Source organism: Shewanella sp. GJ50-10 (genome assembly GCF_055808815.1).
Genome location: NZ_JBVVSS010000001.1, coordinates 3836114 through 3862361, shown reverse-complemented (window position 1 = coordinate 3862361; position 26248 = coordinate 3836114). Strand labels below are relative to the sequence as shown.

General features: G+C 41.5%; 18 protein-coding genes. 12 read left to right on the top strand and 6 right to left on the bottom strand.

The features are described from left to right. Positions 1-53: 53 nt before the first annotated feature. Complete coding sequence (locus AC0L4E_RS16260; RefSeq protein ID WP_473681712.1) at positions 54-629, bottom strand: excalibur calcium-binding domain-containing protein; 576 nt, start codon at positions 627-629, stop codon at positions 54-56. Positions 630-648: 19 nt separating this feature from the next. Then, the gene (locus AC0L4E_RS16255) at positions 649-1626 is read right to left on the bottom strand and encodes a nuclease-related domain-containing protein (protein WP_473680175.1); all 978 of its coding nucleotides are present in this window, start codon (positions 1624-1626) and stop codon (positions 649-651) included. A gap of 609 nt (positions 1627-2235) precedes the next feature. On the opposite strand from AC0L4E_RS16255, the gene AC0L4E_RS16250 reads away from it, so the two are divergent. From AC0L4E_RS16250 to AC0L4E_RS16235, 4 genes are all read left to right on the top strand, one after another. Continuing rightward, positions 2236-2976, top strand: a complete 741-nt coding sequence (locus AC0L4E_RS16250; RefSeq protein ID WP_473680173.1) for a zinc metallopeptidase — start codon at positions 2236-2238, stop codon at positions 2974-2976. A gap of 331 nt (positions 2977-3307) precedes the next feature. Further along, entirely contained in the window at positions 3308-4468 is a 1161-nt protein-coding gene (locus AC0L4E_RS16245) for an efflux RND transporter periplasmic adaptor subunit (protein WP_473680171.1), read from the top strand. 9 nt (positions 4469-4477) lie between these two features. Further along, positions 4478-7600, top strand: coding sequence for an efflux RND transporter permease subunit (locus AC0L4E_RS16240; protein WP_473680169.1), 3123 nt, complete (start codon positions 4478-4480; stop codon positions 7598-7600). A 269-nt stretch (positions 7601-7869) separates the two neighbouring features. Further along, entirely contained in the window at positions 7870-8700 is an 831-nt protein-coding gene (locus AC0L4E_RS16235; protein WP_473680167.1) for a sulfite exporter TauE/SafE family protein, read from the top strand. A gap of 220 nt (positions 8701-8920) precedes the next feature. Here AC0L4E_RS16235 and AC0L4E_RS16230 read toward each other — a convergent pair whose 3' ends face one another. Together AC0L4E_RS16230 and AC0L4E_RS16225 are read right to left on the bottom strand one after the other, a co-directional pair. Continuing rightward, positions 8921-9964: a methionine synthase gene (locus AC0L4E_RS16230; RefSeq protein WP_473681710.1), complete on the bottom strand. Its 1044-nt coding sequence runs from the start codon at positions 9962-9964 to the stop codon at positions 8921-8923. Positions 9965-10073: 109 nt separating this feature from the next. Next, the gene (locus AC0L4E_RS16225) at positions 10074-11051 is read right to left on the bottom strand and encodes a DUF1852 domain-containing protein (RefSeq protein ID WP_473680165.1); all 978 of its coding nucleotides are present in this window, start codon (positions 11049-11051) and stop codon (positions 10074-10076) included. A 581-nt stretch (positions 11052-11632) separates the two neighbouring features. Between AC0L4E_RS16225 and AC0L4E_RS16220 the strand changes: the two genes are divergently transcribed. The 4 genes from AC0L4E_RS16220 (at position 11633) to AC0L4E_RS16205 (ending at position 17994) form a co-directional block, all read left to right on the top strand. Then, on the top strand, positions 11633-12079 hold the full coding sequence (locus AC0L4E_RS16220; RefSeq protein ID WP_473680163.1) for a MerR family transcriptional regulator: 447 nt from the start codon (positions 11633-11635) through the stop codon (positions 12077-12079). A 466-nt stretch (positions 12080-12545) separates the two neighbouring features. Next, positions 12546-14837 carry a heavy metal translocating P-type ATPase gene (locus AC0L4E_RS16215; RefSeq protein ID WP_473681708.1) on the top strand — a complete coding sequence of 764 codons (2292 nt, stop codon included), beginning with the start codon at positions 12546-12548 and terminating at the stop codon, positions 14835-14837. Positions 14838-15064: 227 nt separating this feature from the next. Then, positions 15065-17425 (top strand): Ig-like domain-containing protein, encoded by a 2361-nt coding sequence (locus AC0L4E_RS16210; protein ID WP_473680161.1) that lies wholly within the window; start codon positions 15065-15067, stop codon positions 17423-17425. A 122-nt stretch (positions 17426-17547) separates the two neighbouring features. Further along, positions 17548-17994 (top strand): hypothetical protein, encoded by a 447-nt coding sequence (locus AC0L4E_RS16205; protein WP_473680159.1) that lies wholly within the window; start codon positions 17548-17550, stop codon positions 17992-17994. A gap of 226 nt (positions 17995-18220) precedes the next feature. On the opposite strand, the gene AC0L4E_RS16200 is transcribed toward AC0L4E_RS16205, so the two are convergent. Beyond that, the gene (locus AC0L4E_RS16200) at positions 18221-18670 is read right to left on the bottom strand and encodes a YHS domain-containing (seleno)protein (protein WP_473680157.1); all 450 of its coding nucleotides are present in this window, start codon (positions 18668-18670) and stop codon (positions 18221-18223) included. A 235-nt stretch (positions 18671-18905) separates the two neighbouring features. Further along, positions 18906-20153: a sodium:proton antiporter NhaD gene (nhaD, locus tag AC0L4E_RS16195; RefSeq protein WP_473680155.1), complete on the bottom strand. Its 1248-nt coding sequence runs from the start codon at positions 20151-20153 to the stop codon at positions 18906-18908. Between the two features lie 506 nt (positions 20154-20659). Between nhaD and AC0L4E_RS16190 the strand changes: the two genes are divergently transcribed. From AC0L4E_RS16190 to AC0L4E_RS16175, 4 genes are all read left to right on the top strand, one after another. Then, a complete protein-coding gene (locus tag AC0L4E_RS16190; RefSeq protein ID WP_473680153.1) occupies positions 20660-22366 on the top strand; it encodes a sensor domain-containing diguanylate cyclase in 1707 nt (568 codons plus the stop codon). 187 nt (positions 22367-22553) lie between these two features. Further along, the gene (locus AC0L4E_RS16185) at positions 22554-23720 is read left to right on the top strand and encodes a BamA/TamA family outer membrane protein (protein WP_473680151.1); all 1167 of its coding nucleotides are present in this window, start codon (positions 22554-22556) and stop codon (positions 23718-23720) included. Positions 23721-23779: 59 nt separating this feature from the next. Continuing rightward, positions 23780-24589, top strand: a complete 810-nt coding sequence (locus tag AC0L4E_RS16180) for a hypothetical protein (RefSeq protein ID WP_473680149.1) — start codon at positions 23780-23782, stop codon at positions 24587-24589. A 424-nt stretch (positions 24590-25013) separates the two neighbouring features. Further along, a complete protein-coding gene (locus AC0L4E_RS16175; protein ID WP_473680147.1) occupies positions 25014-26183 on the top strand; it encodes an MFS transporter in 1170 nt (389 codons plus the stop codon). Positions 26184-26248 lie beyond the last annotated feature (65 nt).

Below are 26248 nucleotides of genomic sequence, written 5' to 3'. Positions count from 1 at the left end.
GACTATTCTTAGAATAAGTGGCGCAGAATAAACTTTATTCTGCCCCTTAAATATCAGTTACACCACTGGCTTTCGCAGGGGATGCCGTCTCTATCACCGTCCATTTTTGTGCCAGGGCAGTTGTTGTTATAAAAAGTCGCTTCTTCACATGAGCTCATTTGACGGCAATGGATTTTGCCAACTTCGCACCTAAATGTTTGCTGGCGAGTGATTGGGTTATTGCTTTGTACCGAGGGCTGCCATTCCATCTGTTCAATGTCTTGGTTAGTCAGTACTGGCGTTGCGGTCATTTCTTTATATTTCTGAAAGCCAAATATGCCTAGGGCTAATATGACTAAAAGAGGGATAAGCATGCCGCTTGTTGATTTATTATTGTCGTGTCGGCGATTATTATTGGACTTGCGGGTAGAGGTGACTGCGACACCTTCGATATTGGCTTTTATCGCTTTGACTTTTCCATCGCTTTGAGTCTCTGAAAAGTAGTTGATTTGGTCGCCAACGACTGGTTTTCTTGCCATGTGTTTGAGTATTGATATATGAATGAATATATCTTTATTACCTGCTGAATCAGGTTTGATAAAACCAAAGCCTTTGTCGGCATTCCAACGTACAAGTTTGCCTCTTTCCATGTTGTTCAATTTCTATTCCTTAGACTATTTGCGGGCTATGACTGCAATCTTGGCAATTCAAGGTGTAAGTGTCTTTTCGTTTTTGTACTTTGGTATTTTTGCTGTGGCACATGGGGCAAGCTTGCTTCATGGGCGTATTTTTAGAGCATTGAATACAATTAATGTAGTAACCAAACTTACCGTACATTGGGGTGTAGTTTGTTGATTCACCACAATGTTTACAGCTTAGTTTTACATGAGGAATGGGTTGAGCTTCTTGATAAACATTTTGAACTTGAGGCTTTGCTATTGGGGTGACGAGTTCAGCTGTTGGGCTTACTGCTTGTTTACGGCTATCAATTAGATTACTGCTATCAATATGCTGACTGAGAATGAAGTGTCCAATTGAGTCGAGCTCTTGCTGGTTGAAGTAAGGTCTGGTGTCATATACATTCACTTTGCGTAAAAGCTTATTTCCGAGCTTCATTATTGTATGAAGCTTATCGACTAAGAACTCGGATTTTACTAATTGTTCTGATACGACTTTTGGCATGCTGTTTCTATCAATAACCGCATCACTTGATACCACACAGAGGTGATCCCAACAACGTCCTTTAATACCTTGTTGAATACCAAACATTTTCCCGAGTATTTCAATTTTATGGTGGTTGAGTAGTTCTTTAAATAAGATCTGTTGCAGTTCTACCTGCTTAATTGGCGATGGTATCCCTGACCATTTTTGATTAAAGCTTCGAGTCCATTCACCTTGCTTATTTACCTTCACATTGCCTTTAATGCTTTTAGATTCAATCAGCACAAAGCCATAGGGGTAAACGATGAGGTGATCGATTTGGGCGGTTTCACCATTGAAGGTGAATTTGAAGTCATTGATGACCAGTATTTCGGGGTTATCTTTGAATGCGCGGCGCAGAAAGAATGCCACATTTTGCTCTTGCTTTTGACCCGCTACAGCTTGTGGGCTTTGAACATTTTGAAGTGTTTTAGTTTTTAGAATCATTTATCAACAGCATCCATTCATAACTTGATAATAATCAGTACCATAATACTCATAAACAGGCTTTGAAAGCTATAGCATGATTTCCTATTAATAAGGTAAAACTTCACCACTTAACAATGCTCTGTTGGTCTCTAGTCTAAAAGCTAAAGCTAAGTTTCTTGTAAAAGAACTCTTGGTATATAAGAAAGCCCAGATACCTAACGGTTTCGGGGCTTTTTATTTTGAATGATCAAAGGAAGTTAAAGATTAAAAGGCTTTCTATTTAAACCATTTAACTTGCGGATCCCATAGATTCCGTTGGAAGTTGCTGAGGTCGTTGAAGAAAATAACGTAAGCCTGACAGGACGTCAGGTTAGCTTCCGCTTGGCCATGGATGGCCTATCGGAAGCGTTAGTTATTTTTGAGTAAGATCGAGGATGACAACTTCGTCGGAACGGCAAGGGATGTCGAGAAGGGAAATGCTGTAGTTTCCCTTTCGTCATTCCCTATAACAGATAAGGGGCGAAGCACCACGACTTTTTCTTTCGTGCCATAAAATCGAGTAAGTGGGGCAGTCTCTGATCTTACGTATTTTTTGCAGGCAACTACACACATCCACGGTTAATGGCTTTGAGTAAAAGCCGTGAGAGTTATATGAACGTTTATGGCATACTTGTTTTCATGCTATGGATCATTCTAATTATTGTCATTGCGGCCTGCGTGTTCTTGCCTGGCTTGTGGGTCAAGCACATCATGGACAAGTTTCAGCAACCTGCTGATCGCTACCGTCAGCAAGGTAGCGGTGGTGAACTTGCTCGTCATCTTCTGGACCGTTTTGGCCTTGAAAACGTCAAGGTTGAGGAGACTCCCAACGGCGATCATTATGATCCTGCCGACAAGGTTGTTCGCCTGACGCCGGATAACTATTCCGGTTACTCCCTAACTGCTGTTACTGTTGCCGCCCACGAAGTAGGCCATGCTCTACAGGACTCTCGCGGCGAGACTATGTTTATCACACGGCAAAAGCTCGCTAGAGCCGCAATGGTCGGCGAGCGTCTTGCCGGCATAATGATGTTCGCGGCGCCAGTGGTCTTTATGCTCACCCGTATACCGCAGGCTGGCGCGTTGACCATTTTGATTGGCGTCCTGTCGATGGGCTTGAGCACTATTGTGCATCTGGTGACCTTGCCAGTGGAATTCGACGCCAGTTATGGCAAGGCGCTGCCCATACTAAAAGAGGGCAATTACCTGCACGACGGTGACCTAAAACATGCGGAGAAGATCCTTAAGGCAGCGGCGTTGACCTATGTGGCTGGTTCGCTAGCAAGTTTGCTCAATCTTGGCCGCTGGATAGCGGTGCTGCGTCGCTAAGAATAAGTGGGGTCAGGGTAAACTTTCCTTTTAATCAACTAATGATTAGCTATTGAAATTAGTAAGCTTGCTGACTTTAAAGCTCTGTTATAACAGAGTTACTCTTCATATTTCTTAAATGATATCAGTGCCAATAAACTTGTTCTAACTCACTCTATTTCCTCTAGTTAATTCTTGGCTCGTGAGTTTTAAATTGCGTTAAGCATAGAGTGGTAATGAAACTTTTGTAATAACAATGAAATGAATATGTAAAAAGGTTTATAAGCTGGCACTATGTGATTATAATTTAAAGATAAAAATAATTCCTAGTATGACCCTTCAGGAGGCTTAAATGGCCTGTTCAACAGCTTCAAGAATAAAACTGCTTACCTTTGCGTGGATTTGTATCGTTGTTACTGGCTGTGGTGAAGCCCCTGCGCCTCAAGCTCCCATGTTGCCGAGTGTGATTGTTAGCACTGCACATGTTCAAGAAATTCAATCAAAAAGTGAAATTGTTGGCCGAACCCGTGCATCAGAAGATGTGATGATCAAGTCTCAAATTCAAGGGCAGTTACTCAAGCGAACTTTTGTTGAAGGCGATGATGTCAATCAAGGGGATCTACTGTTTGAAATCGATCCAGCTACCTATGTTGCAGAATTAGCTCAGCAAAAAGCAGTCTTAAAACAAGCTGTAGCTTCCAGAGATGTCGCGGTAATGAATTGGGAGCGAGGCAGTCGCTTGTTACCTGATGGGATGATCAGTGCGCAAGATATGGATGAGCTGACTTCACGCAAACTCACAACTGCAGCAGGGGTTGTACAAGCTGAGGCGGCGGTGAGTGCAGCAGAATTGCAACTTAGCTACACCAAAATTTACGCGCCAATTTCAGGACGAATTAGTAATTCGAAAGTAAGTACCGGCGATATTATTAGCCCACAATCAGATATGGCGAACTTGGTTCAATTACAGCCAATGTGGGTAAATTTCCAAGTTGCAGAAAGAGCACTGATCACTGCCCAGCAAAATTTCTCTAAAGCGTTATCTAGAGATATTAAAATTCAAGATATTGTGATTAATCTGCGCTTACCTAACGCTACCATGCATAAAGAAACCGGCTATATCGACTTTGTGAGTAACAAGGTCGACCCAACCACAGGTACTTTACCTTTGCGTGCAACATTTGAAAACGCTGGTAATTTCATGCTGCCGGGAATGTTCGTTACCTTAATCATTGAATCTCCTGTTAAAGAACAAGCGTTGTTGATCCCTCAAGCCTCGGTGCAAGAAGATCAACAGGGTCGCTTTGTGATGGTGCTAAATGAGAAAAACCAAGTTGAGAAACGCATTGTGGAACTTGGTGAGAGATTTGGGGTTGAGTGGCGGGTGTTAAGTGGTCTCGATGGCGGAGATCGCATTGTTGTCGATGGTCTGCAAAAAATTAGGCCCGGTATTGAAGTGAACGCTGTTGAGCAAGAGATTGTGCCTTTTCAAGAAGCTAACCAAACAAAGTAGGGGCTTATTATGATTAGTCAGTTTTTCATTAATAGGCCTAAGTTTGCCTTTGTGATCTCCACTGTGTTGACCTTAGTTGGGCTAATTTCTATCCCTATATTGTCAGTAGCAGAGTTCCCAGAAATTGCGCCGCCGCAAGTCAGTGTATCGACCAGTTATTCTGGTGCTAGTGCCGATATTGTTAAAGATACCATTGCTCAGCCTTTAGAGGCGGAAGTGAATGGCGTTGAAGGTATGTTGTACATGGAGTCAAAGAGCGCGAATGACGGTAGTTATTCGCTCAATGTGACTTTTGAAGTGGGCACTGACCCTGATATGGCACAGGTGAAAGTGCAAAACCGTGTCCAACAAGCTATGCCAAGATTACCGGAAGAGGTTAAAAGACAGGGCGTAAAAGTTGAAAAGCAAAGCCCGAATATCTTGATGGTGGTCAACTTAGTTTCTCCTAACGAAACCTTTGATTCACTCTTTATTACAAACTACGCCGGGCTAAACGTAAAAGATGCGTTAGCACGTCAAAACGGGGTATCAAAAGTACAAATCATCGGTGCGCTCGATTACGCAATGCGTATTTGGCTCGACCCCGATAAAATGGCCAGTTTTTCGATCACTGCAACCGACGTTATCGGTGCTTTGCAGGAGCAAAATATTCAAGTAGCGGCTGGGCGAATTGGTGCAGCACCAGTTGACCCCGACCAGCAGTTTCAATATACCTTGCAGACTAAAGGGCGTTTAAAGAATCCAAAAGAGTTTGCCAATGTTGTGGTACGTGCTAACGACGATGGCTCTAAAGTTATCGTTGGTGATGTCGCCCGAGTAGAGCTAGGTTCGCAAACTTATGATGCTCAAGGTAAGTTAAATAATAAACCTTCAGCGATTATTTCTATCTATCAATCACCTGACGCTAATGCGCTAGACGTAGCAAAAGGTATTCGTGCGCAGATGGAAACATTGGCTGCAAACTTCCCTAAAGACTTAGAGTACGAAGTGCTCTACGACACCACAGAGTTTGTTGAAACTTCGATTAAAGAAGTGGTGCAAACCCTGTTTATTTCGGTTGCTCTAGTTATCTTTGTGGTGTTTATCTTCCTGCAAGATGTGCGCTCAACATTAATCCCAGGCATCGCAATTCCGGTCTCCTTGATTGGTACTTTTGCCTTCTTACTCCTGTCAGGGATGAGCATCAACACTGTATCCTTATTCGCGCTTATCTTAGCTATTGGTATTGTGGTTGATGATGCAATTGTGGTGGTCGAAAACGTCACACGCCTAATGCAAGATGAAGGCTTGTCTCCTAAAGAGGCGACCTCTAAAGCAATGCAAGAGGTCACCGGGCCAATTATTGCAACGACTTTGGTATTGCTTGCGGTATTTGCACCAACGGCGGTGATGCCAGGTATTACCGGACAGATGTATGCCCAGTTCTCTGTGACCATCTGTATCTCTGTACTTATTTCATCGGTTAACGCATTAACGTTAAGTCCAGCATTATGTGCCTCAGTATTGCGCCCACCTAAAGAGCATACCGAAGGCTTTCATGCCAAATTCAATAAACACTTTAATGTATTTACCGGCAAATATACCAAGTTAGTGCATGTGCTAACTCGTAAGTTAGCACTGGTTCTGGTGGTGTTTATTGCCTTGTTAGCGGCAACGGGCGGCTTAGCTAAAATCTTGCCTTCAGGTTTTGTGCCTATGGAAGATAAAAAAGCCTTTATGGTTGATATCCAGCTACCCGATGGCGCGTCACTGAACCGAACAGAAGATGTGATGCGAGATTTGGTTGAGCTGACATTGGCTGAACCAGGAGTCGAAAATGTTATTCATGCTAGTGGTTTTAGTATTTTAACTGGCTCTGTGGCATCAAATGGTGGCTTGATGATTGTTACGCTATCTACTTGGTCTGAGCGAGAGTCGCCTGATATGGCCGAACATGCAATTGTGGCTAAACTTCAGGCTAAGTACGCAGCTAATCCTTCGGTGAAAGCGATGGCATTCTCTTTGCCTCCAATTCCTGGGGTGGGTAGTGTAGGCGGCTTTGAATTTGTGTTGCAAGATACTCAGGGGCGGAGTCCGCAAGAGTTAGCATCGGTAATGCGAGCGCTGATTATGAAAGCTAATGAGCAGCCTGAAATCGCGATGTCGTTCAGTAATTTCCGCGCCGATGTGCCGCAGATGTTTGTTGATGTGGACCGTGACAAAGCGAAGGCGTTGGGTATTCCACTCAATGAAATATTCACCACCATGCAGACTATGCTTGGTTCAATGTATGTTAATGACTTTAACCGCTTTGGTAAGGTCTTTAGGGTGATATTGCAGGCAGAAGCTGATTTCCGTAATTCAGATATGGATATTGCTCGTTTCTATGTGCGCTCCTCATCGGGTGAAATGGTGCCATTGAGTACCTTAGTGACAGTAACGCCGATTCTGGGGCCAGACGTGATGAACTCATACAATATGTTTAGTTCAACCACCATTAACGGTTTCCCAGCGCCAGGCTTTAGCTCTGGTGACGCCATTAAGGCGATGGAACGTGCTGCAGCACAAACATTGCCAACGGGTTACAGTTATGAGTGGACGGGTCAAACTTACCAAGAGATCAAAGCCGGTAACTTAGCGCCGTTAATCTTTGCTTTAGCACTGGTATTTACCTACTTATTCTTGGTGGCACAATATGAGAGTTGGACTATACCGTTTGCGGTAATGCTGGCGGTACCTATTGCGATACTTGGAGCTTTCCTCAATATTTGGTTAGTGGGCGCAGAGCTCAACTTATATGCCCAAATTGGTCTGGTACTCTTGATTGGTCTTGCTTGTAAGAATGCCATTTTGATTGTGGAATTTGCCAAGCAATTGAGAGAAGAGGGCAAGAGTATCCTCGATGCTGGTGAAACTGCGGCTAGATTACGTTTTCGTGCAGTATTGATGACCGCTTTCTCATTTTTACTTGGGGTGTTGCCGCTGGTTGTCGCCACAGGTGCGGGGGCGGGTAGCCGTCGTGCACTAGGGTATTCGGTATTTGGCGGTATGTTAGCAGCCACCATTGTTGGTACCTTACTGGTACCGGTATTCTATGTGATGATGCAGACGTTACGTGAAAAATTCAAAGGTGAAGCTAAAGTGGAAAGTTAATGTGGAGAGGTAGCTTTCCCGATAGCGAAAAAGTGAGTTTAAGGCCTGCAAATTAGCAGGCCTTTTTATTGGCGGTCTCTTTTTTAAAAGTGAGAGCAGAGAAAGCGAAAAGGAGGGGGCTGAATCAACTTTTTTAAGTTATTTAAAATCACCTCTATGATCAGATGAAATGCATTCATGTTGTGTTGAAATTTAATCAATTCATCAATCAAGTTTGTTTATTTACAATTAATTGAATTGGAATAATAAACAAATAGAAGTAGCAGTGAATGAACATCATCGAATTTTTAACCAGTAATATCTCTACCATTTTGGCCTTGGTAGCCACCGGCGTTTTTGCAGGTATTTTAGCGGGCTTGTTAGGTGTAGGCGGCGGTATTGTTATTGTGCCTGTGCTTTTTTTCTTGTTTCAAGGATTTGGCGTTTCAGCTGAATCTGCCATGCTGGTAGCAACAGCGACGTCGCTTGCGACCATAGTGCCAACCTCTGTTAGCTCAATACGTTCCCACAATCAAAAAGGTAATGTTGATTTTGAGCTGCTCAAACATTGGTCGATATTTATCTTGTTTGGCGTATTGGCTGGCAGTTGGTTAGTGACTCGTGTCGATGGCACTTATCTGACGATGTTGTTTGGGGTTATTGCGACGTTATCAGCATTAAACATGTTATTGAGGACGGGTAAGTCTGCGCTCTATCAACAATTACCCGGTAGAGTTGGGCAAACTGTGATGGGTTCTTCGATTGGCTTTTTCAGTTCAATGGTAGGCATTGGCGGCGGCACTATTTCGGTGCCATTACTGACGCTTTATAATTATCCAGCTCACAAGGCGGTTGGCACAGCGGCGGCAATTGGTCTGATTATTTCACTGCCAGCAGCGCTGACTATGCTGATGTTGGGTAGCACACCCAGCGATGCGCCAGCGGGCACATTTGGCTTAGTTAACTTGTTTGGCTTTATCTGTATTGTGCCGTTAACGGTATTATTTGCACCAGTTGGTGCGTCATTAGCGGCAAAACTCGATGCAGCAAAACTTAAAAAGATTTTTGCTTTGGTATTACTTGTGACTGGCTTAAGAATGTTGGCGCAGCTATTTATATAAGCTGTTTATATAAGCTTATATATAAGTTGTTTATATAAGCTTTTCTATTAGCTGCTTTAGAGACTTTCGATATGTTTTGCTAGTGTTCTTGTTGAACACTAGCTAATTTCGCAGATGACAGGGGTGTTATATTACCTAGTGACTTAGTGACTTAGTGACTTAGTGACTTAGTGACTTTGTGTCGTCACTTGTGTCGTCACTTGTGTCGTCACTTGCTTCATTAACTTGCCTCAATATTAGCTGCTAGCTCTTGGCGAACGATTGCAGCCCCAGCACTTAATGCCGTTAACTTTCCTCTTGCTACATCACGAGATAGAGGCGCCATGCCGCAGTTAGTGCAGGGATAAAGCTTGTCTGCATCCACATATTTGAGGGCTTCACGTAGGGTGTTAGCGACTTCTTCTGGAGTTTCGATGGTATCGGTGGCGACATCAATCGCACCTACCATGACCTTTTTACCGCGAACCAGTTCTAGTAATTCGATGGGCACATGGGAGTTATGACACTCTAGCGAGATAATATCGATATTAGACTGCTGCAACTTAGGAAAAGCTTGCTCGTATTGGCGCCATTCTGTGCCTAAGGTTTTTTTCCAATCCGTGTTGGCTTTAATGCCATAACCATAACAAATATGCACTGCGGTTTCGCACTTTAACCCTTCAATAGCCCGCTCTAAGCAAGCGATGCCCCATTGATTCACTTCATCGAAAAATACATTAAATGCGGGCTCATCAAATTGGATAATATCAACACCAGCAGCTTCTAACTCTTTAGCTTCTTGATTTAGGATTTTGGCAAATTCCCAAGCCAGTTTTTCACGGCTATGATAGTGGTCATCATAAAGGGTATCTATCATGGTCATTGGGCCGGGTAGTGCCCATTTTATCGGTTGCTTGGTTTGCTTACGCAGTATTTTAGCGTCTTCTACAAACACCGACTTTGGACGAGAAACCGCACTCACGACAGTAGGCACGCTCGCATCATAACGATCTCGAATTTTAATGGTTTTGCGTTTTTCAAAATCAACGCCAGTTAAGTGCTCAATAAAGGTGGTCACGAAATGTTGGCGAGTTTGCTCGCCATCGCTGACAATATCAATATCAGCTTGTTGTTGCTCGTGAAGCGACAGTCGCAGCGCATCATGTTTGCCGTCAATTAATTCTTCACCTTGTAACTTCCAAGGTGACCATAGGGCTTCTGGTTGTGCCAGCCACGAGGGCTTGGGTAAGCTGCCAGCCGTTGATGTAGGTAGTAGTCGTTTAATCGTTGCTGTATTCATAGTATGTGCTGCAATCCAGATCCGTTATTGATTAGTTTTCGATATAAGAATTAATTGAAAGTCACTGTTTTTAATGGGTGCTTAAAGCGAGCACTTAAACTGCATAGCTTTCAGACCATTGCTCGAGCAATGCTTGGTAAGGTTTGATGAAATGCTCTTCTGCAAACCTTCCTTGCTTGATGGCTAATTTACTGCGCTCTTCTCGGTCATAAACAATTTGCGTTAATGAATGGTCTTGATTGTTCAAATTGGGCTGATAGCAATTTCCTGCCACAGCATTGGCATTATAAATTTCAGGTCGGTAAATTTTTTGAAAGGTTTCCATGGTGCTAATCGTGCTGATTAGTTCGAGATTACTGTAATCATTGAGCAAATCACCGAAGAAATAGAACGCTAGTGGCGCCACGCTTTTAGGCGGCATAAAGTAACGCACTTGCAGGCCCATTTTCTTGAAATATTGCTCAGTTAACGATGACTCATTAGGGGTATATTCATAACCCAATAAAGGGTGTTGATTACCCGTTCGCTGGTAGGTTTTGTTATCTGAAACGCTCAGGCATATCACCGGAGTCTTGTTAAAATTCTGCTTATAAGTATCTGAGTTAACAAAATACTTAAACAGTTTCCCATGTAGATCGCCAAAGGTATCTGGAATGCTGAATTGGTTTTGGTCTTTATTATACTCAGACAGTAAGACGCTAAAATCATAATCTCGCACATACGATGAGAAGTTATTGCCGACTATGCCTTCGATTCGCTCCTTGGTTTGATGGTCAATAATATGGGTTTTCAATACTTCAATAGATGGGAAAGTTTGGCCGCTGTTCTCGACATCCATATTCACTGAAACGATTTCAAGTTCGACAGAGTAACGGTCACCTTTCGGGTTATCCCAATAGGCTAACGCATTAAAGCTATTGTCGATCATTTTTAAGGTATTACGTAGATTCTGTTGGCGGTTCTCACCTCTAGCCAAATTCGCGAAATTGGTGGTGATACGCGTATTGTCTGCTGGATGATAGTTCTCATCGAGGCCGACGTTTTTAATGGTAAAAGTGAAATCGTTTTTCATGATCTAGTATCCCTTATTTGTAATAAGCCTATTCGCATCGAAACCTATTTGTATGAAACCTTTTTTACAAAACATGAGTGTATTGCTAACGCTTTGAAGGTTTTCAAAATCCTTTTGAATGTGTCCAATCATTAGTCTTCACAGTTTTGTAAGCTGAGTTTGTTTTATACGTGTTTCAGCAGATGATGAAAATTGATTAAATTTAAGCTGCAACATGAGCAAAGCTCATGTTGGTTTTTCGCGTCATTTTCACAGACAAGTTAATCGTTAAATTAGTAGTTAAATTAACAGTCAAATTCGACCTAGATACCGATGAGATATTCTTTAAAACAATAATGGAAGTAAGCTGAAGGTGTTTATTTTTAACGCTTCTGTTAGCCGCTCATTAGTGGCGTCTTCATGAAGAAAAGAGCTCCATAAAAGTGTTTTTCTGGCATAAATCAAAAAAATAATTTGACCTATGTGCTACACATAGGTTTTAAGATGAAGTTAGATTTAAAATTTTGATGGCAATATGTGTCGTGTTATGCGGCGCGGTCATAATCATTTCGTAGAGACTTAAGCGGGTAGGAGAGGTAAACATGTTGACCACAGAAATTGCCAATTTAGTTGGTGTGACTCCTGAAACAGTACGTTTTTATAGCCGCAAAGGACTGATTATCGCGAGCCGCGATCCAAATAACGGCTACAAGATTTATGACCAAGCGGCGGCTGATAAGCTGATGTTTATTACTCACGCTCGCAATATCGGCTTTAGCCTGAAGCAGATTGAGGAAATCATTGATTCTTCGCTGAATGGCCAATCACCTTGTCCTACCGTCCGAGAAATGTTGAATAACAAAATTATTGAGACTAAAGATAAAATCGAGCAATACCAAAAGCACTTAGTGTTAATGGAGAATACTTATGCTGAGTGGCAGCTTGAACCCGATATGACACCTAACGGCAAGTCTATTTGTTGTCTTATTGAGGACTGGTCCGATAAACACCAAGTTAACTTCACTAAGGAGAAACCTAATGATAACTAATCAATTTTCTCTGCAGCTTAATGGATTATCTTGCGGTAAATGTGTTGCCAAAATGACGGCTGCATTAAAAAACCATGATGCCAATATCGTGGTCAATGTGAATCAAGCTAAAGACAAGGCTGAACTCACGACAATATTGACAGCTGAGCATGCCATTGAATTGATAACTCAAGCTGGATATGAAGCTGCTTTACCTGTGGCTAAAACATATCAAACAGCCACTGCGAATGTGTCTTGCCAAAAGTGTGTTAAAAAAATTACCGAGGCAATAGTCGCACTTGATAGTCAGGCTGAGGTTGCAGTCGATATTGGCTTACAGCAAATATCAGTCAATTCAGTATTGAAGTTGAGTGACATAGAATCGGTACTTGTATCCCTAGGTTATAGCGGCGCAGCTAAGTTAAACGAGCAAGTTGAAGTACCAACAGCAGTTACAGCTTCAGAGCTTAGCCCTGAACCGTCTCACATGGCTGAAAAAAATAAGTCCCCCGAAGCTGGAGCATCATCGCAAACCGTTTCCCTAGCGCTGATTGGAGTGACGTGTGCAAGTTGTGTCAATTCGATTGAAACGGCGCTGAAAACTTTGGTCAGTCGTGAGTCGATTAATATCAACTTTGCAAATCGAACTGCGACGATACACAGCCAGCAATCAGCACCCAAGCTAATTAAAGCGATTCAAAATGCGGGTTACGATGCCACTGAAATCGTCAATCAAGATAACGCTCAGGATGAGAAAACACAGCGGGAACTAAAAGAATATAAACGTAAAATTAACCAAAGTATTGTCGGACTTGGCTTAGGTGTTCCGCTAATGATTTATGGCCTGTTAGGTGGGCCGATGCATGTGAATACCACATTCGAGCAAATCGTTTGGCTTGGCGTTGGTTTAGTCACTTTCCTTATTCTTTGGTTAGCAGGCAGGCACTTTTTTACTGGTGCTTGGAAAGCATTTGTTCACCGTAATGCCAATATGGATACGCTAATTGCAATCGGTACGGGGACAGCTTGGCTATATTCGATGGTGGTTGTTTTAGGCCATCAATGGCTTCCTGATAGCGCAAAGCATTTATATTTTGAAGCTACCGCCATGATTATTGGTTTGATTAACCTTGGCCAAGCGTTGGAGTTAAAAGCGCGGGGCAGAACTTCGGAAGCAATTAAAAGGTTGTTGGATTTAAAAGTCAAAACGGCGGTGGTGATCAGAGGTGATAACGAGCTTTCTATTCCTGTTGAACAAGTGGTGGTTGGCGATCGTATTCGAGTGCGAGCAGGAGAAAAAATCCCGGTAGATGGCATTGTCATTGAAGGGCAAACCACCATCGATGAGTCGATGCTTACAGGCGAGCCTGTGTCTGTAAAAAAACAAGCGGGCGATACTGTGTCTGCAGGCACGATTAATGGTCAAGGCAGCTTTAGTTTTACGGCGCAAAAAGTGGGCGCTGATACTGTGCTGTCGCAGATAATTAGTATGGTGTCTAATGCCCAAAGCTCTAAGCCTCCAATCAGTCATTTAGCCGATAAGGTGTCGGCGGTATTTGTACCGACCGTGATGATATTATCAATTGTGACCGCTCTTGCTTGGTATAACTTTGGTCCACAGCCAACACTTATTCATATGATAGTGGCGGCAACTTCGGTGCTGATTATTGCGTGTCCTTGCGCCTTGGGGTTAGCTACACCAATCTCAACCATGATAGGAGTTGGTAAAGCGGCTGAATTTGGTGGTCTGATAAGAAACGGCGAAGCGCTGCAGCGTGCCAGTGAAATCGATACCGTGGTACTAGATAAAACTGGCACTATTACCGAAGGTAAACCGCAAGTGACTCATTATCATGCTTTCTCGAATGAGCAAGATATGCTCACTATCGTGGAAGCGATTGAAAAGGGCGCTAACCACCCCTTGGCACAAGCATTGATGGATTACGCCCAACAGCATTCAACAGATTCGACTCAAAGTTTAACTAGTAAGCTAGAAGTGACTGAGTTTGAGTCAATAACAGGTATGGGCGTAAAGGCTCAACGGGCTGATAAAACGATATTGCTCGGTAATGCAAAGTTACTGCTGCAATTTGGCGTTGTGATAGATCAAGCCAATGAACTTGCTATGGAGTGGGAAACATCGGCCAATACGGTTGTGTATTTGGCAGTGGATAATCAGTTAAAAGCAATATTTGGTATCAGCGATCCTATACGTGAAGATACTGTCGATGCGATTCAGCGTTTTCATCGTCAAGGGATACGAGTCGTGATGCTAACTGGCGATAATAAACATACAGCCAAAGCGGTGGCTGACAAATCTCAGGTTGATGAATATTACGCAGAGCTAATGCCGGACGCTAAACTCGATTGGATTAAGCAATTACAGGCACAAGGCAAGGTGGTTGCTATGGTTGGTGATGGCATTAATGATGCACCCGCTTTGGCGCAATCTGATGTCGGCTTTGCCATTGGCGGTGGGACAGACGTGGCTATCGAAAGCGCGGATATCACTTTAATGCGAAACTCATTACATGGGATTTCAGATGTGATTGAAATCAGCCATGCAACGATTAAAAACATAAAACAAAACCTGTGGGGCGCATTTATTTATAACTCCATAGGTATCCCGATTGCGGCAGGGGTGTTATTCCCAATAACCGGTTGGTTACTCAGTCCAATAATTGCGGGTGCAGCGATGTCATTATCATCGATCACCGTTGTCACCAATGCTAATCGCTTACGTTTATATACACCGAATTCAGCAACTCAAGGTCATTAGGAGGTTAATATGTGGGTAAATTTAATTGGCATTACATTAATCATATTGATCATATGGTGGTTTTGGGGAAAGAAAAGTCGATGATTCTAATCAGTAAAAAGTGTTTTGATGGTTTAGTCGTTTAAACCACTTTACGCTTATTACTGAGAGGTTGTTGCGATCTTGTTAAATTTTAGCGCTAATGTATTATGCACCTACACGGAAGTTAAACTTAAGTAGGATGCTGAATGCCATTTTCTCGTATACAAAATTTAACCTTTTTGAGCTCAATATTACTATTATCAGCATGTGGCGGTGGTAGTAGCGGTGGTGAGACAAATAATAACGAAATAGCACCACAAGAAAAAACGACATACCTTGTTTCAACTTTGGCAAATGAAGGTGGGAAAATAGAACCGATTAGCTTCACTGTTGAAAGCGGTTCTACAGCTACTTTTACTGTTGTGGCCGATGAAAACTATATGATTAGTAGTGTATCGGGCTGCGGTGGTAACTTAACGGACAGTACCTATCTGACCGATGCAGTGACGAATACATGCGAAGTTTCTGCCACGTTTAGCTTAATCCCTTCAACTGATGATGAAGCTCCTACTGTAAATGTGTTATTTCCAGCCAAAAATTCCAGAGCGAACGGCTCACAAATTACTGTTAGAGGCACTGCCAGTGATGAGGGAGGGGTTAAAGCTGTGCGGGTAAATGGAGAGTTAGCTAATATTGCAACTCAACAAGAAAGCGGATCAATTGGACAACTTGATGACGTAGTCAATGCTAAAGTCGATTGGCAAATAGAGGTTCAGTCGGACATCGATGAAGATTTGGTTATCACCACTGAAGATGAAGTGGGTAATATTGATGACATTGCTGAATCAATTAAAGTATTTAATGCGATAATCCCATCTAATTTTATTGTAGATAAAACCAATAATCGTTTAATCGGCCATTTAAATCCCACTCAATTTGCCATAGTTGATTTACCTACAAAATTCATGCATGTCATTAATGTGCAATCCATTGGCGAGTCTAACCCCTTCACCTATTACGAAAATCAAAATAGTCTTATTCATTCAGAGTTAATAGAGCAACAGCTTACATTATCGAGAATTGACGTAGCTTCTGGTGATGTTGAAGTTATTCTAAATCATGATTTACAACTCGACTCATCTAAGTGGTCATTTGCGCATGTTAAATCACTCGTTATTGGCCCTGAAGAAGATGAATTATTCATGTTGCTGACTTATTTTCCTGTGGGGAGTGTGAACCAAGCACAATCAGTTGTCATGAAACTAGATTTAAATACGAGTTCTTTATCTACGATAATTGAAGGGCAAACCTTGTCTGGAAATCTGATTTCAACAGATGATATGGCTTACACTTCAGATGGTTTACTTGTTTTTAATAGCGCTTTTGGTGGTAATGACGACGGATTATCTATTGTTAATTTTGATGGCTCCGACAGTAAAGTACTCACTGAAAGTTTGGGGATAATGTCATCCAGAGTAGATGTGGACCATCAAAATAATATTGCTTATGTTGCCGGATTTAATGGGTTCAGCCGAATAGATTTAGCGACTGGTGAGCACAACGAATTCTCATTTGATGCTGATCAAGATGAATTGGCTATTTCTCAAATTCGTTCAACAGGGCTCGATTTATTAAATGATCAATATTTGGTGAGGGATAGTGATTTAGATGTAATTATGGCTGTTAATTTAACCTCAGGAACAAGAACTACATTTGCTAGTAATGGGGTAGGAACAGGCCGTGTCATGATTGCTCCGAGGGAGTTATCTTTAGATAGTGCGAATAATATCGCCTATATCGCCGATGACGGTGGAAACTCGCCTGGGTTTATTTTAGCAATCGATATGGAAACTGGGGATAGAGAAACCGTATACAGGTTTGAAAATGAATATAACTATATGATGAGTGGCTTATCATTCGATCCAGCGACGAAGATTTTGTATACATCGATTAATAATCAAGTCTTAGCGATTAATATCGAAGATAAAACTAGTGAAGTGATTAGCAGCTCCTCAGTAGGTGGCGGTGTTTCTTTCAATGGTATTACTGATGCAGTTTTAGATAAGACTAACGAGCGAGTTTTAGTTGTTGATTACCATGGACAAGCAATACTAGCTGTTAACGTAACTGATGGTTCTAGAACGATTATTTCTTCATCTAAATCGGATAACCTTGTCGGTGAAGGCATTAGTATTGATGGGATAAGTTCAATTGCTTTAGATGAAGCGAACCAGTTGGTGTATGCCGCTAGCCAAGTTAACAAAAATATTATTAGCATCGATCTTGCTACAGGCAATAGAAGCTTATTATTAGACTCTTGTGAAGGAGTGTATTTGGTTGATGACGGCTTGAATCATATTTCATTCAATAAATATGAGAACTCACTTCTATTCTCTAATCGTGTTATTAGCCAATTTAATATTGATGATAATTCATGCAAAAATTCATCGCTTAGTTTGCCCTTTGATCTCGAGCAAAATGAAAGGGGACAAACTTTTGCTAATGACTTTAATAAGTTATATCAGATTGATTTAGTGACTAATGAAAAAGTAATACTGTCAAAGTAGAACACTTACCTCGCTTTGAGAAACACTTATGAATGAGTGTTTCTTTTAAAGCTAAAAGTAATAAAAGACTGACACAGCTTTTAAGTTAATTCTCAGATACGTTTATTACAATTACCGTCTTATTGTGTATTTCACTCGTTAAAGAGGGACTTGTTATCAAGGATACAACTCATTCAACCACACCAACTAAGTCTCGTAAGCCTTTGGTTGTTGTCGGTGTTATTGCCGCCATTGTGATTTTAATTGCTGTGGTATTCAGTGTATTGCCGAAAGGCTTTAAAACCAGCCATGAAGATATTGGCTCTGGTAAACCTGTATTAGTGTTTGTTTACGACCCTAATCTTGCGGTGAGTAACAGTCAGACCGAACAAATGAATACAGCACGTGCGACTTTGGGCGATGATGTGTCGTTTCTTATTGCGCGAATTGGTACGCCAGAAGGCGATCAGTTTATTGCTAAGTATCAAGCACGACCTGCTGAACTGTTAATGTTTGAACCTGCCGGCAGCTTGACCAAAAGGCAGTACGCTTTAATGCAAGCCAACGAAATAATGCGCTGGGTTAAGTAATCAAAGTTCAGGTTAAGTCGCTATTTTAGGCTGTTTACTATTAGGTGAATTAGGCTGTTTACCATTAGATGAATTAAGCTGTTTACTAATAGACGAACAATGACTTTACGCTGCAAGAGATAGCTAAAGTGTAGATATGTTAAAGGGACAGAATGATATCATTCTGCCCCTTTTTATATTGGTAATTACTAGATACTTACTAGGCTTAGCTATAACTGGTTTCGGGTTATTTTGCAGTTTTCTTTAGCCAATATTCGTCGGCTTCTTTAATAAATTGGTCTCTATTTTCTAGCCAATTTTCTCGCACGCTCAAGCTGTAGTTCAAATACAGTTTGTCTTCAAAAACGGTAAAGGCTTGCGGGTCACTGCTGACCACAAAACCGCTGCTCATGGCGTAGGCGCAGTAACCACCATATTGCGGCAAGTATCGCTCAGGTGACTGTTCAAATTGCTGTTGATGTTGCTTAGTGGCAAATAACCATTGCGATCCTTGGTATTCGGTTTGAAACTTTGTGCTGCCTTTAACCGCTTTATTTTCAGTAAAGTAAGCAACCACATCATAACCAGTGACCGCATAACCTTGGTCGTTATAAATTGGTTTGTCACTTAAACTAGTGCAGCCGATCATAGTGAGTGACAGTAATAGCGGCAGCATTAAGTTGATTAGTTTTCTCATTTCATTTCCTTTGAAGCTAACATACTTTTAAGTGCAATTTGTCGTTAGTCAGCATTGCAAACGGTTGACTAAAATGTGTTAGCTATAATTCTGTGGTTACTGAATGAGACCTAATGAATGAGCAAAACCTTTCAAGCAATATCATATATTGACGTTATTAGTTCATAGAATCGAAAGTTTAGTAAGGCGCATATAGCGCCTTTTTAGGTTTTGGATATTGCGCAATAGCTTACTGCTAATTGTGTAAGTGGTTTGCTAAAAATAGGGTTAACCCATAGCCAACGCTATAACACAACAGCAAAGCTGGAACGAATTTAAGGTATGCCACAAAAGTCAGGTCTTGCACCTTGCTCATGGCAATAATTCCCGCCGCAGAGCCAATCACTAATAAGGAACCACCCACACCGACAGAGTAAGTCAGTCCTAACCATTGGGCTGTACTTAAGGTTGGGTCTGCTTTTAACAGTGCAGCTGTTAGCGGTACGTTATCTAATACTGCAGAGCCAACCCCTGCAAAAAAGTTTGAAATACTTGGGTCATACATTGAATAAACTTGAGTTAGCAAATCTAAGGTGCCAATTTCTTTTAGCATGCCGACTAGTAGTAGGATCCCTAAGAAAAACAGCAAGGTGTCATACTCGACTTGGCGAATATATTCTAAAATCTGCACTTCCTCATCTTTGGTTTTACTGCTTCTACCCACTAAAAACATAACCGATAATCCAGCTAAAAAGGTTAATACCGGTGGAATGGAAAACAACACATTAAGCACCATTGTTAGGCATATCGTCACTAGGAAAATAATGCCAATAACAATATCTATTGAATTGAATGATTGTTTGATAGGCGTAGTGCTGACAGTGCCTTTAGCATTTAAAGAGAATATGACTGAAAGCAAAAAAACGCTGATGGTTGCTGGGATAAACAAGACTAATAACTCTGAAATATGAACCTTCCCTGCTAAGAAAATCATCAAGGTGGTCACATCTCCTGTTATTAATGCTACTCCGCCGGAGTTCACCGCAAAAATGATCAACACTGCCATACGGCAACGCATCTGATTATCAAGATTAAAGGTGGTTAATAAGCCGAGGGAGACTAACGTCGCGGTGACATTGTCACAAAATGTTGAAAGTATGAGCGCGAATACCCCCACTTGAAGCATCAACATTCTGACAGAGACCTGCTGTGGAAATATCTTTTGTACTAGTACTTGAATCATGCCTTTGGCATTGAGGTAAGCTACAAAAGTCATTGTTGACATTAAAAACAGCCATAGCGTGGCTATTTCCAATAGATTTTCATTTAATTCTTCTGAGATTATCGCAGTCTGTTCGGGCGTTTGTGCTGCAATAAATAGCGTAATCCAAGACACACAGCCTAAAAACAGTGTGGTTTTAGCCTTATTTATATGGGTAACTTCTTCAAAAATAATACTGAGCAAAGCGACAACGGCAAGGGTGAGCAGAAAGGTTTCTAGCATAACGGCAATTCCAACGAGTTGTTAATGACATAACGGTTTGTCACGAATTTAAGCTGGCTCAACTTTAAGGTTCAATTAAGCTTTCTTGTGTGGGCGGATCACATCACATAATCGCCAGTTCTGCAATCTAGCTCACTCATTTAGGGTGATTTAGGAAATAAAAAGTGCTGTTATCAAATTGAGCTTCGTCAATCATTGTTTGCAGCAGTTTATGCTGCCTTTTGTTACTCAGGATTTTAACGCTTTGATTGGTCGGATAATTTGTTGATGTACTCTACTGGATGACAGTTTAAGGGACGTAATTCTATAAATTTAAAACAGTGATTTTCTCTTTTGGTTTTAGAGATTGTCTATGGCGTGTATCGAAGATTTTTTTGTTCAGTGATACTATAAATCATAACAATAATTTTACATCGGCCTATATGCCCAAGCTTAGTGACTTAAATAACAAAAATAATACAGCGCTCCGCAGTAAAAGCTTACAGTCTCTATTGATGGGGTTGGTATTGGCTTTTGTTGTGTTAATTAGCCTATTAAGTTTTTCAGCGAATGCTGACACTGTCGATATACCAGGCTTCCAGCAAGGCAGCTTAGGTAAACATACCCAATACTTCAGAGAGCGTGATGGAATCATTTCAGTAGATGATGCCATTAAACGTTTTGAGTCTACTAGGCTTTCTCATGGTTCTAGTAATTCAATTTCCTTAGGTATTGATGTTGCTCCCGTATGGATGTCATTTAACATCAACAATACCTCAAACGCGTCAGTTTCCTACCGCTTATCAGTTGAAACCCCTTGGATTGATTATATTGATACTTGGTTGATCAAAGATGGTGTTGTGGTTAAGCATATTGCTGGTGGTGATGCTTATCCTTTTGAGTCTCGACCAATGCAGTATCGCTTTTATGCCTTTGAACATGGTTTTTTACCTGGTCCAACAAAGGTGATTATGCGAGTTGAAACCAAAGGGCCGATGGCATTACCTGTGCAATTTAGTTCAGTTGAACAAGCGATACAAAGAGATATTACCAGCGGTTATCAATATGGCGCACTGTACGGCATTATGGGGGCTTTAGCGCTGTATAATTTGGTTTTATTTGGGTTTATTCGTCAAAGAGAATACGGCTTATACGGTGTGTATTTATTGGGGTTTGTATTCAATAGCCTTTCATATACCGGCCAATTGCATACCATTATTACTTACGATTTTGGTGCTTACTTCCAAGATTGGTTAGACATATTTTTGATGATCACCTATAGCGTAGCAGGCCTTCATTTTGCTCGTTCTTTGTTGGAAACCAAACAGTATGCACCAAGGCTAGACCGATTTGTCCTGCGTACTACGCTTTATATTCCTTTTGGTATGCTTGTCGGCTTTATCTTTAACCAGCTATTTTTCTCGATGGTATTAGCCTTTATTTTAAATACCTGTTTTGTCGTGCTATTTATCGCAATGGGCGTAAAAGCCCTACAAGCGCAAAAGCCGTTTGCAGTCATTTTCATCCTATCTTCTGTCACAGCTGCACTATGTATCACCATTTCTACCTTAGCTGTAGCCGGTGTTTTAGTGCCTTATAATGACTACACTTTTAAAGCAATTGAAGTGGGTATGGCGTTTGAGGCAATTTTATTAGCCTCTATTTTGGCGCGGCAATTTAGGGTTGCTCAGATTGATAAATTAATCGCTGAAAAATATGCCCGAACAGATCCGTTAACGGGGTTGAATAATCGCCGAGGTTTTCAGGAGTTAACTCAACCTATTTGGCAGCAAATTGTGTTTGAAAAACATAATGCTTCACTAGTACTCATTGATATCGATCTCTTTAAAAAGGTGAACGATACTCACGGTCACAGCGTTGGAGATGAAGTGCTAAAAGTGGTTGCTAAAGCGGTGGCTGATACGTGTCGTGATGGCGACATTGCAGCCCGTTGGGGCGGTGAAGAGTTTATCGTTTTTTTACCAGAAACCTCACGTGATAGCGCCATCATGCAAGCTGAAAAAATTAGAGAGGCGATAGAAAGCGTTGAGTTTTCACTTCTTGAGCTTTCATTAAACTTAACTGCCAGTATTGGAGTTGCAGGTTCAGTAGCCAGCCAGTTTGAACATCAGCCACTTCATGTCGATATTTTTGAACCTATGATACAAAATGCCGACAGAGCACTTTATATAGCTAAGTATGAGGGTAAAAATCAAGTGAGAGTAGTGAGTTAGACTCGTAAACTGGGATTAAGAGGTGCCTTACATTTTATTTGATATTCCGCATAGATGACCTATCTGTAAAACATTAATACCTAAGTTAAAAGAAAATTAATTGTTGAAAATTTTTGTAGTGGTAGAATGCGCTTCACGAGCCGTATGGCTATTTCCCTATTATTTTTCATTTCACATTAGAGTCATTATGAAACGGATTTTATTACTCACTTTATTCGCTTTTTCAAGTGCAGCCGTCGCTGTTGAGCCACTTTTTGAAACACCAGAAGACATGGAACCGACTTGGGTTGATGATATTCTGTCGGTGTTTGGCGCTGACGGTGAGTTTGATGACAGTAAAGCCATTGATATGAGCTACTTGCCAACCGCTTATTACACGCCAGAGAAAAAGTTTGGTGTGGGGTTATTAATGGTGGGTTTGTATAAAACTGATGGTGCGACAGCCGAGGAGCAACCTTCCTCATTAGTGCTTAACTCATTTGTGTCTATGAATAACTCTTACGGCATTGAAGCTGAAAACATGACGTTTTTTAATGGCGGTAAGCAACGCTTATTACTTGATGTCGAGTTATACAATGAAGCTGCAGTTTACTACGGTAAAGGGATCGACGACGGTAATCTAGACAGTAATCATCACGAGTTTGAAGAGCAACTTTATAGCTTTAAACCGCGCTGGATGACAGAGTTTGCCGATAATTACTTTATTGGGATTGGTGCTGACTTTATCTACTCAAGCGCAGACAAGCTTGAATTAGTGGAAACTGAAAAGTCTATTGAAACCGAAGGCGTATTACCGAGTAACTTCAGTTCAGGTGTAGTAGTGACCAGTATTTACGACTCACGTGATTATCGTTTAAATGCAACTGAGGGTTGGTTGTTTCAAATTGATGCAGGCCTATATCAAAACAGTGAGTATTCGACGTTTTCAACTTACAATGTCGAAGTTGCCAATTATATTGATTTAAGCTCAACGTCAATCTTAAGTAATGCACCAGGTTTAATCGCGTGGCAAGTACAAGGTCATTTTACCAGTGGCGATGTGCCTTGGAATTTATTGCCTGATTTAGGCGGCTCAAGTGCGATGCGCGGCTTTATTAAAGGCCGTTACCGTGATGAGCAAATGATGATGGGCCAAGTTGAATATCGTTTACCCATATTCCAGCGTTATGGCATGGTATTTTGGGGCGCAGTTGGCAGCGTTGCACCAACGGTAAGTGATTTAACCGATGAGCTTTTAGCATCATACGGCACTGGTTTTCGCTTTAAAATCAAAGATAATATTAACTTACGCTTCGATGTGGGCGTCGGTGAAAACGAAACAAACTTCTATTTAAATGTGAACGAAGTTTTTTAACCAAAAATTGTTTATGGCCTAATAAGGTATAAGCATTTAACAGTAATGGCAGTGTAGTAATGGCTTTATCTTGGCTGGCAACAGCGGCAATCATTGGACTCGTTCTTGGCTTTATGCCAAATACGGTTAAGGCTTCAGATAATGAAGCATTAACGGTGTCAGCAGAGCACGTTGCTAATCAAGAAACGAGTCAAGTTACTGGCCAAGTTTATAGCCAAGTCAGCGGTAAGACTAAGCTGTGCAATCGAGTATCGGAATACGATATTTACCTTAGTGGTATCCACACTGGCACCATGAAAAGAACCGAGTCATGGCAAGGTCAATCTGCTGTCGTGACCTCAACAAGCAAGGCCAGCATTTTAGGTATTGGCACCCAATATGATCAGCGAGCAGAGCTATCATGGTCAAATACTCGAGACGAGTGGATAACCGATAACTTTCATCAGTTAGTCACTGGGTTTCGGGCCCGCGATATGAAGGTGTCATTCAGTCAAAACGGCCTTGAGTCTGAAGTGGATATTGATGGTGAAAAAGACCGATACACTTCAACCGAAATCCCCCTTCGCGATGTAGATACTTTAGCCATTCAAATGCGCCAATTATTGCTACAAGGACGAACTCAATTTGCGCTAATTAGACAAGCTTCTGATGCGATAGAGCCTTATCAGCTTTATGTTAAAGAAGCTGTAAAATCAGAAGTTGCGCCTTGGGGTGAAATCACCTTAATCCCTGTAGAGCAAGCAGGTGCGGAAGAAGTAACGTATTACTTTGCCCCTGAGATGGACTATCAACTGGTTAAAGCCCGTTATCACGGCATTATTCTAAAAGGGCTGATTGAGCTCAACGATTACAGTTCCACTTGCGAATAAGCGCAACGTAAACTCATTTTATTTTGCATTACTTTGATATTTGCTTCTTTCGCCCTGTAATAATGTCTAGTACTTATATTTATAGCTTAAGTATAGTTTCATGTATAATTATCGATGTGTAAGCATGTAATTATAACGCTTAATTTTATCGCTTTACATCATCACTTCCCCCATAGTGCTAATATCATTATTTGAGCCTTCACCTTCCTTTTTTGTTTATTTTTAGCGTGTTTTTTATACCGTAACATGATCTTTATAGCATTTATGACTCAATATTTAATCATTTTGGGTTTTGTTAACAAATAATGCTTTACTTATTTTAGCTTCAGGAATACATTCGCCGAAAATAGTCTTAGGGAATTTTACCCCTTTAGCCGCCAAGCATGCTGTAACCCTTCAAAATTTTGCATTAAGTAGTACGAAATTGACAATAATCACGCATAACAATGTTGAAAATAACATTGTCACCCCTGTAGTTGGTTTAACTTTTTTCGCTGTTGCATCAGGCTTTTTAATGAGCCTTATTCCGTTATCACTGCCTTATTTCGGTATCGAGCAATCGTTAACTCCGTGGCTAGCGAGTGTGTTTTATTTTGGCTTGCTGTTGGGGGCGACCTGTATTCAACGGGTGATTAAACGGCTCGGCCATAGACGTTCGTTTATTGCGTTTTTATCCTTAGTCGCATTGACGGTTGTGCTAATGCTTTTAGTACCACATGGCATAACTTGGCTCGCTGCGCGCTTTGTGGCGGGTATGGCCGTGGCAGGGGTATTTGTTGTTGTAGAGTCATGGCTATTAATGGCCAATTGCCCTAAACAACGCGCGAAACGCTTGGGTTTATATATGGCGGCATTGTATGGCGGTAGTGCTGTAGGACAACTGGCTATTTCAGTGTTTGGCACTGACGGAATACAGCCTTATTTGTGTGTATTGCTACTCTTGTTTATGGCGACACTAGCGCCGATTCTGATACGTTCTGGTCAGCCAACAAGTCATGATCAACAAAGTATTAGCCGTAAAGAAATTCGTCATATTAATCGCCCAGCGATTATTGGCTGCATGGTATCAGGGCTGCTGTTAGGGCCTATTTATGGCTTAATGCCGTCGTATTTAACCCATACGAGTACATTTGCAGATCACACAGGGCTGTTAATGGCGAGCATCATTATGGGCGGAATGTTAGTGCAGCCCATTGCCAGTGCAATGTCGACCCGCATGAGCAAAAGCTTATTAATGGCAATATTTTGCATGCTAGGTTGTTTAGCGGTTATGGGCGTACTTGAGTCTTCGACGTTAGCAATGATGGGGTTTAGTTTATTGCTACTAGGCGCCAGCAGCTTTGCACTGTATCCCATTGCGATTACGCTTGCATGTGACAGTTTGCCAGTGGAAAAAATGGTGTCGGCCACTGAAATGATGTTGCTGTGTTATAGCGTAGGCTCAGTATTAGGGCCACTATTAGCGACGACATTTACTGAGGCGGGTAATGGCTTAATTATTTATTTAGGTGTTTGCCTAATCACCACATGTATTTATATGTTGATGAAAAGCGCTGAAACCATTTCGTCAGGTCAAAAGCCGATTGTGGGGTAGTGAGAGTATTAAAATCAGTTATAAGAAGACTAGAGTGACCGCGTTTCATTCACTCTAGTCTTACG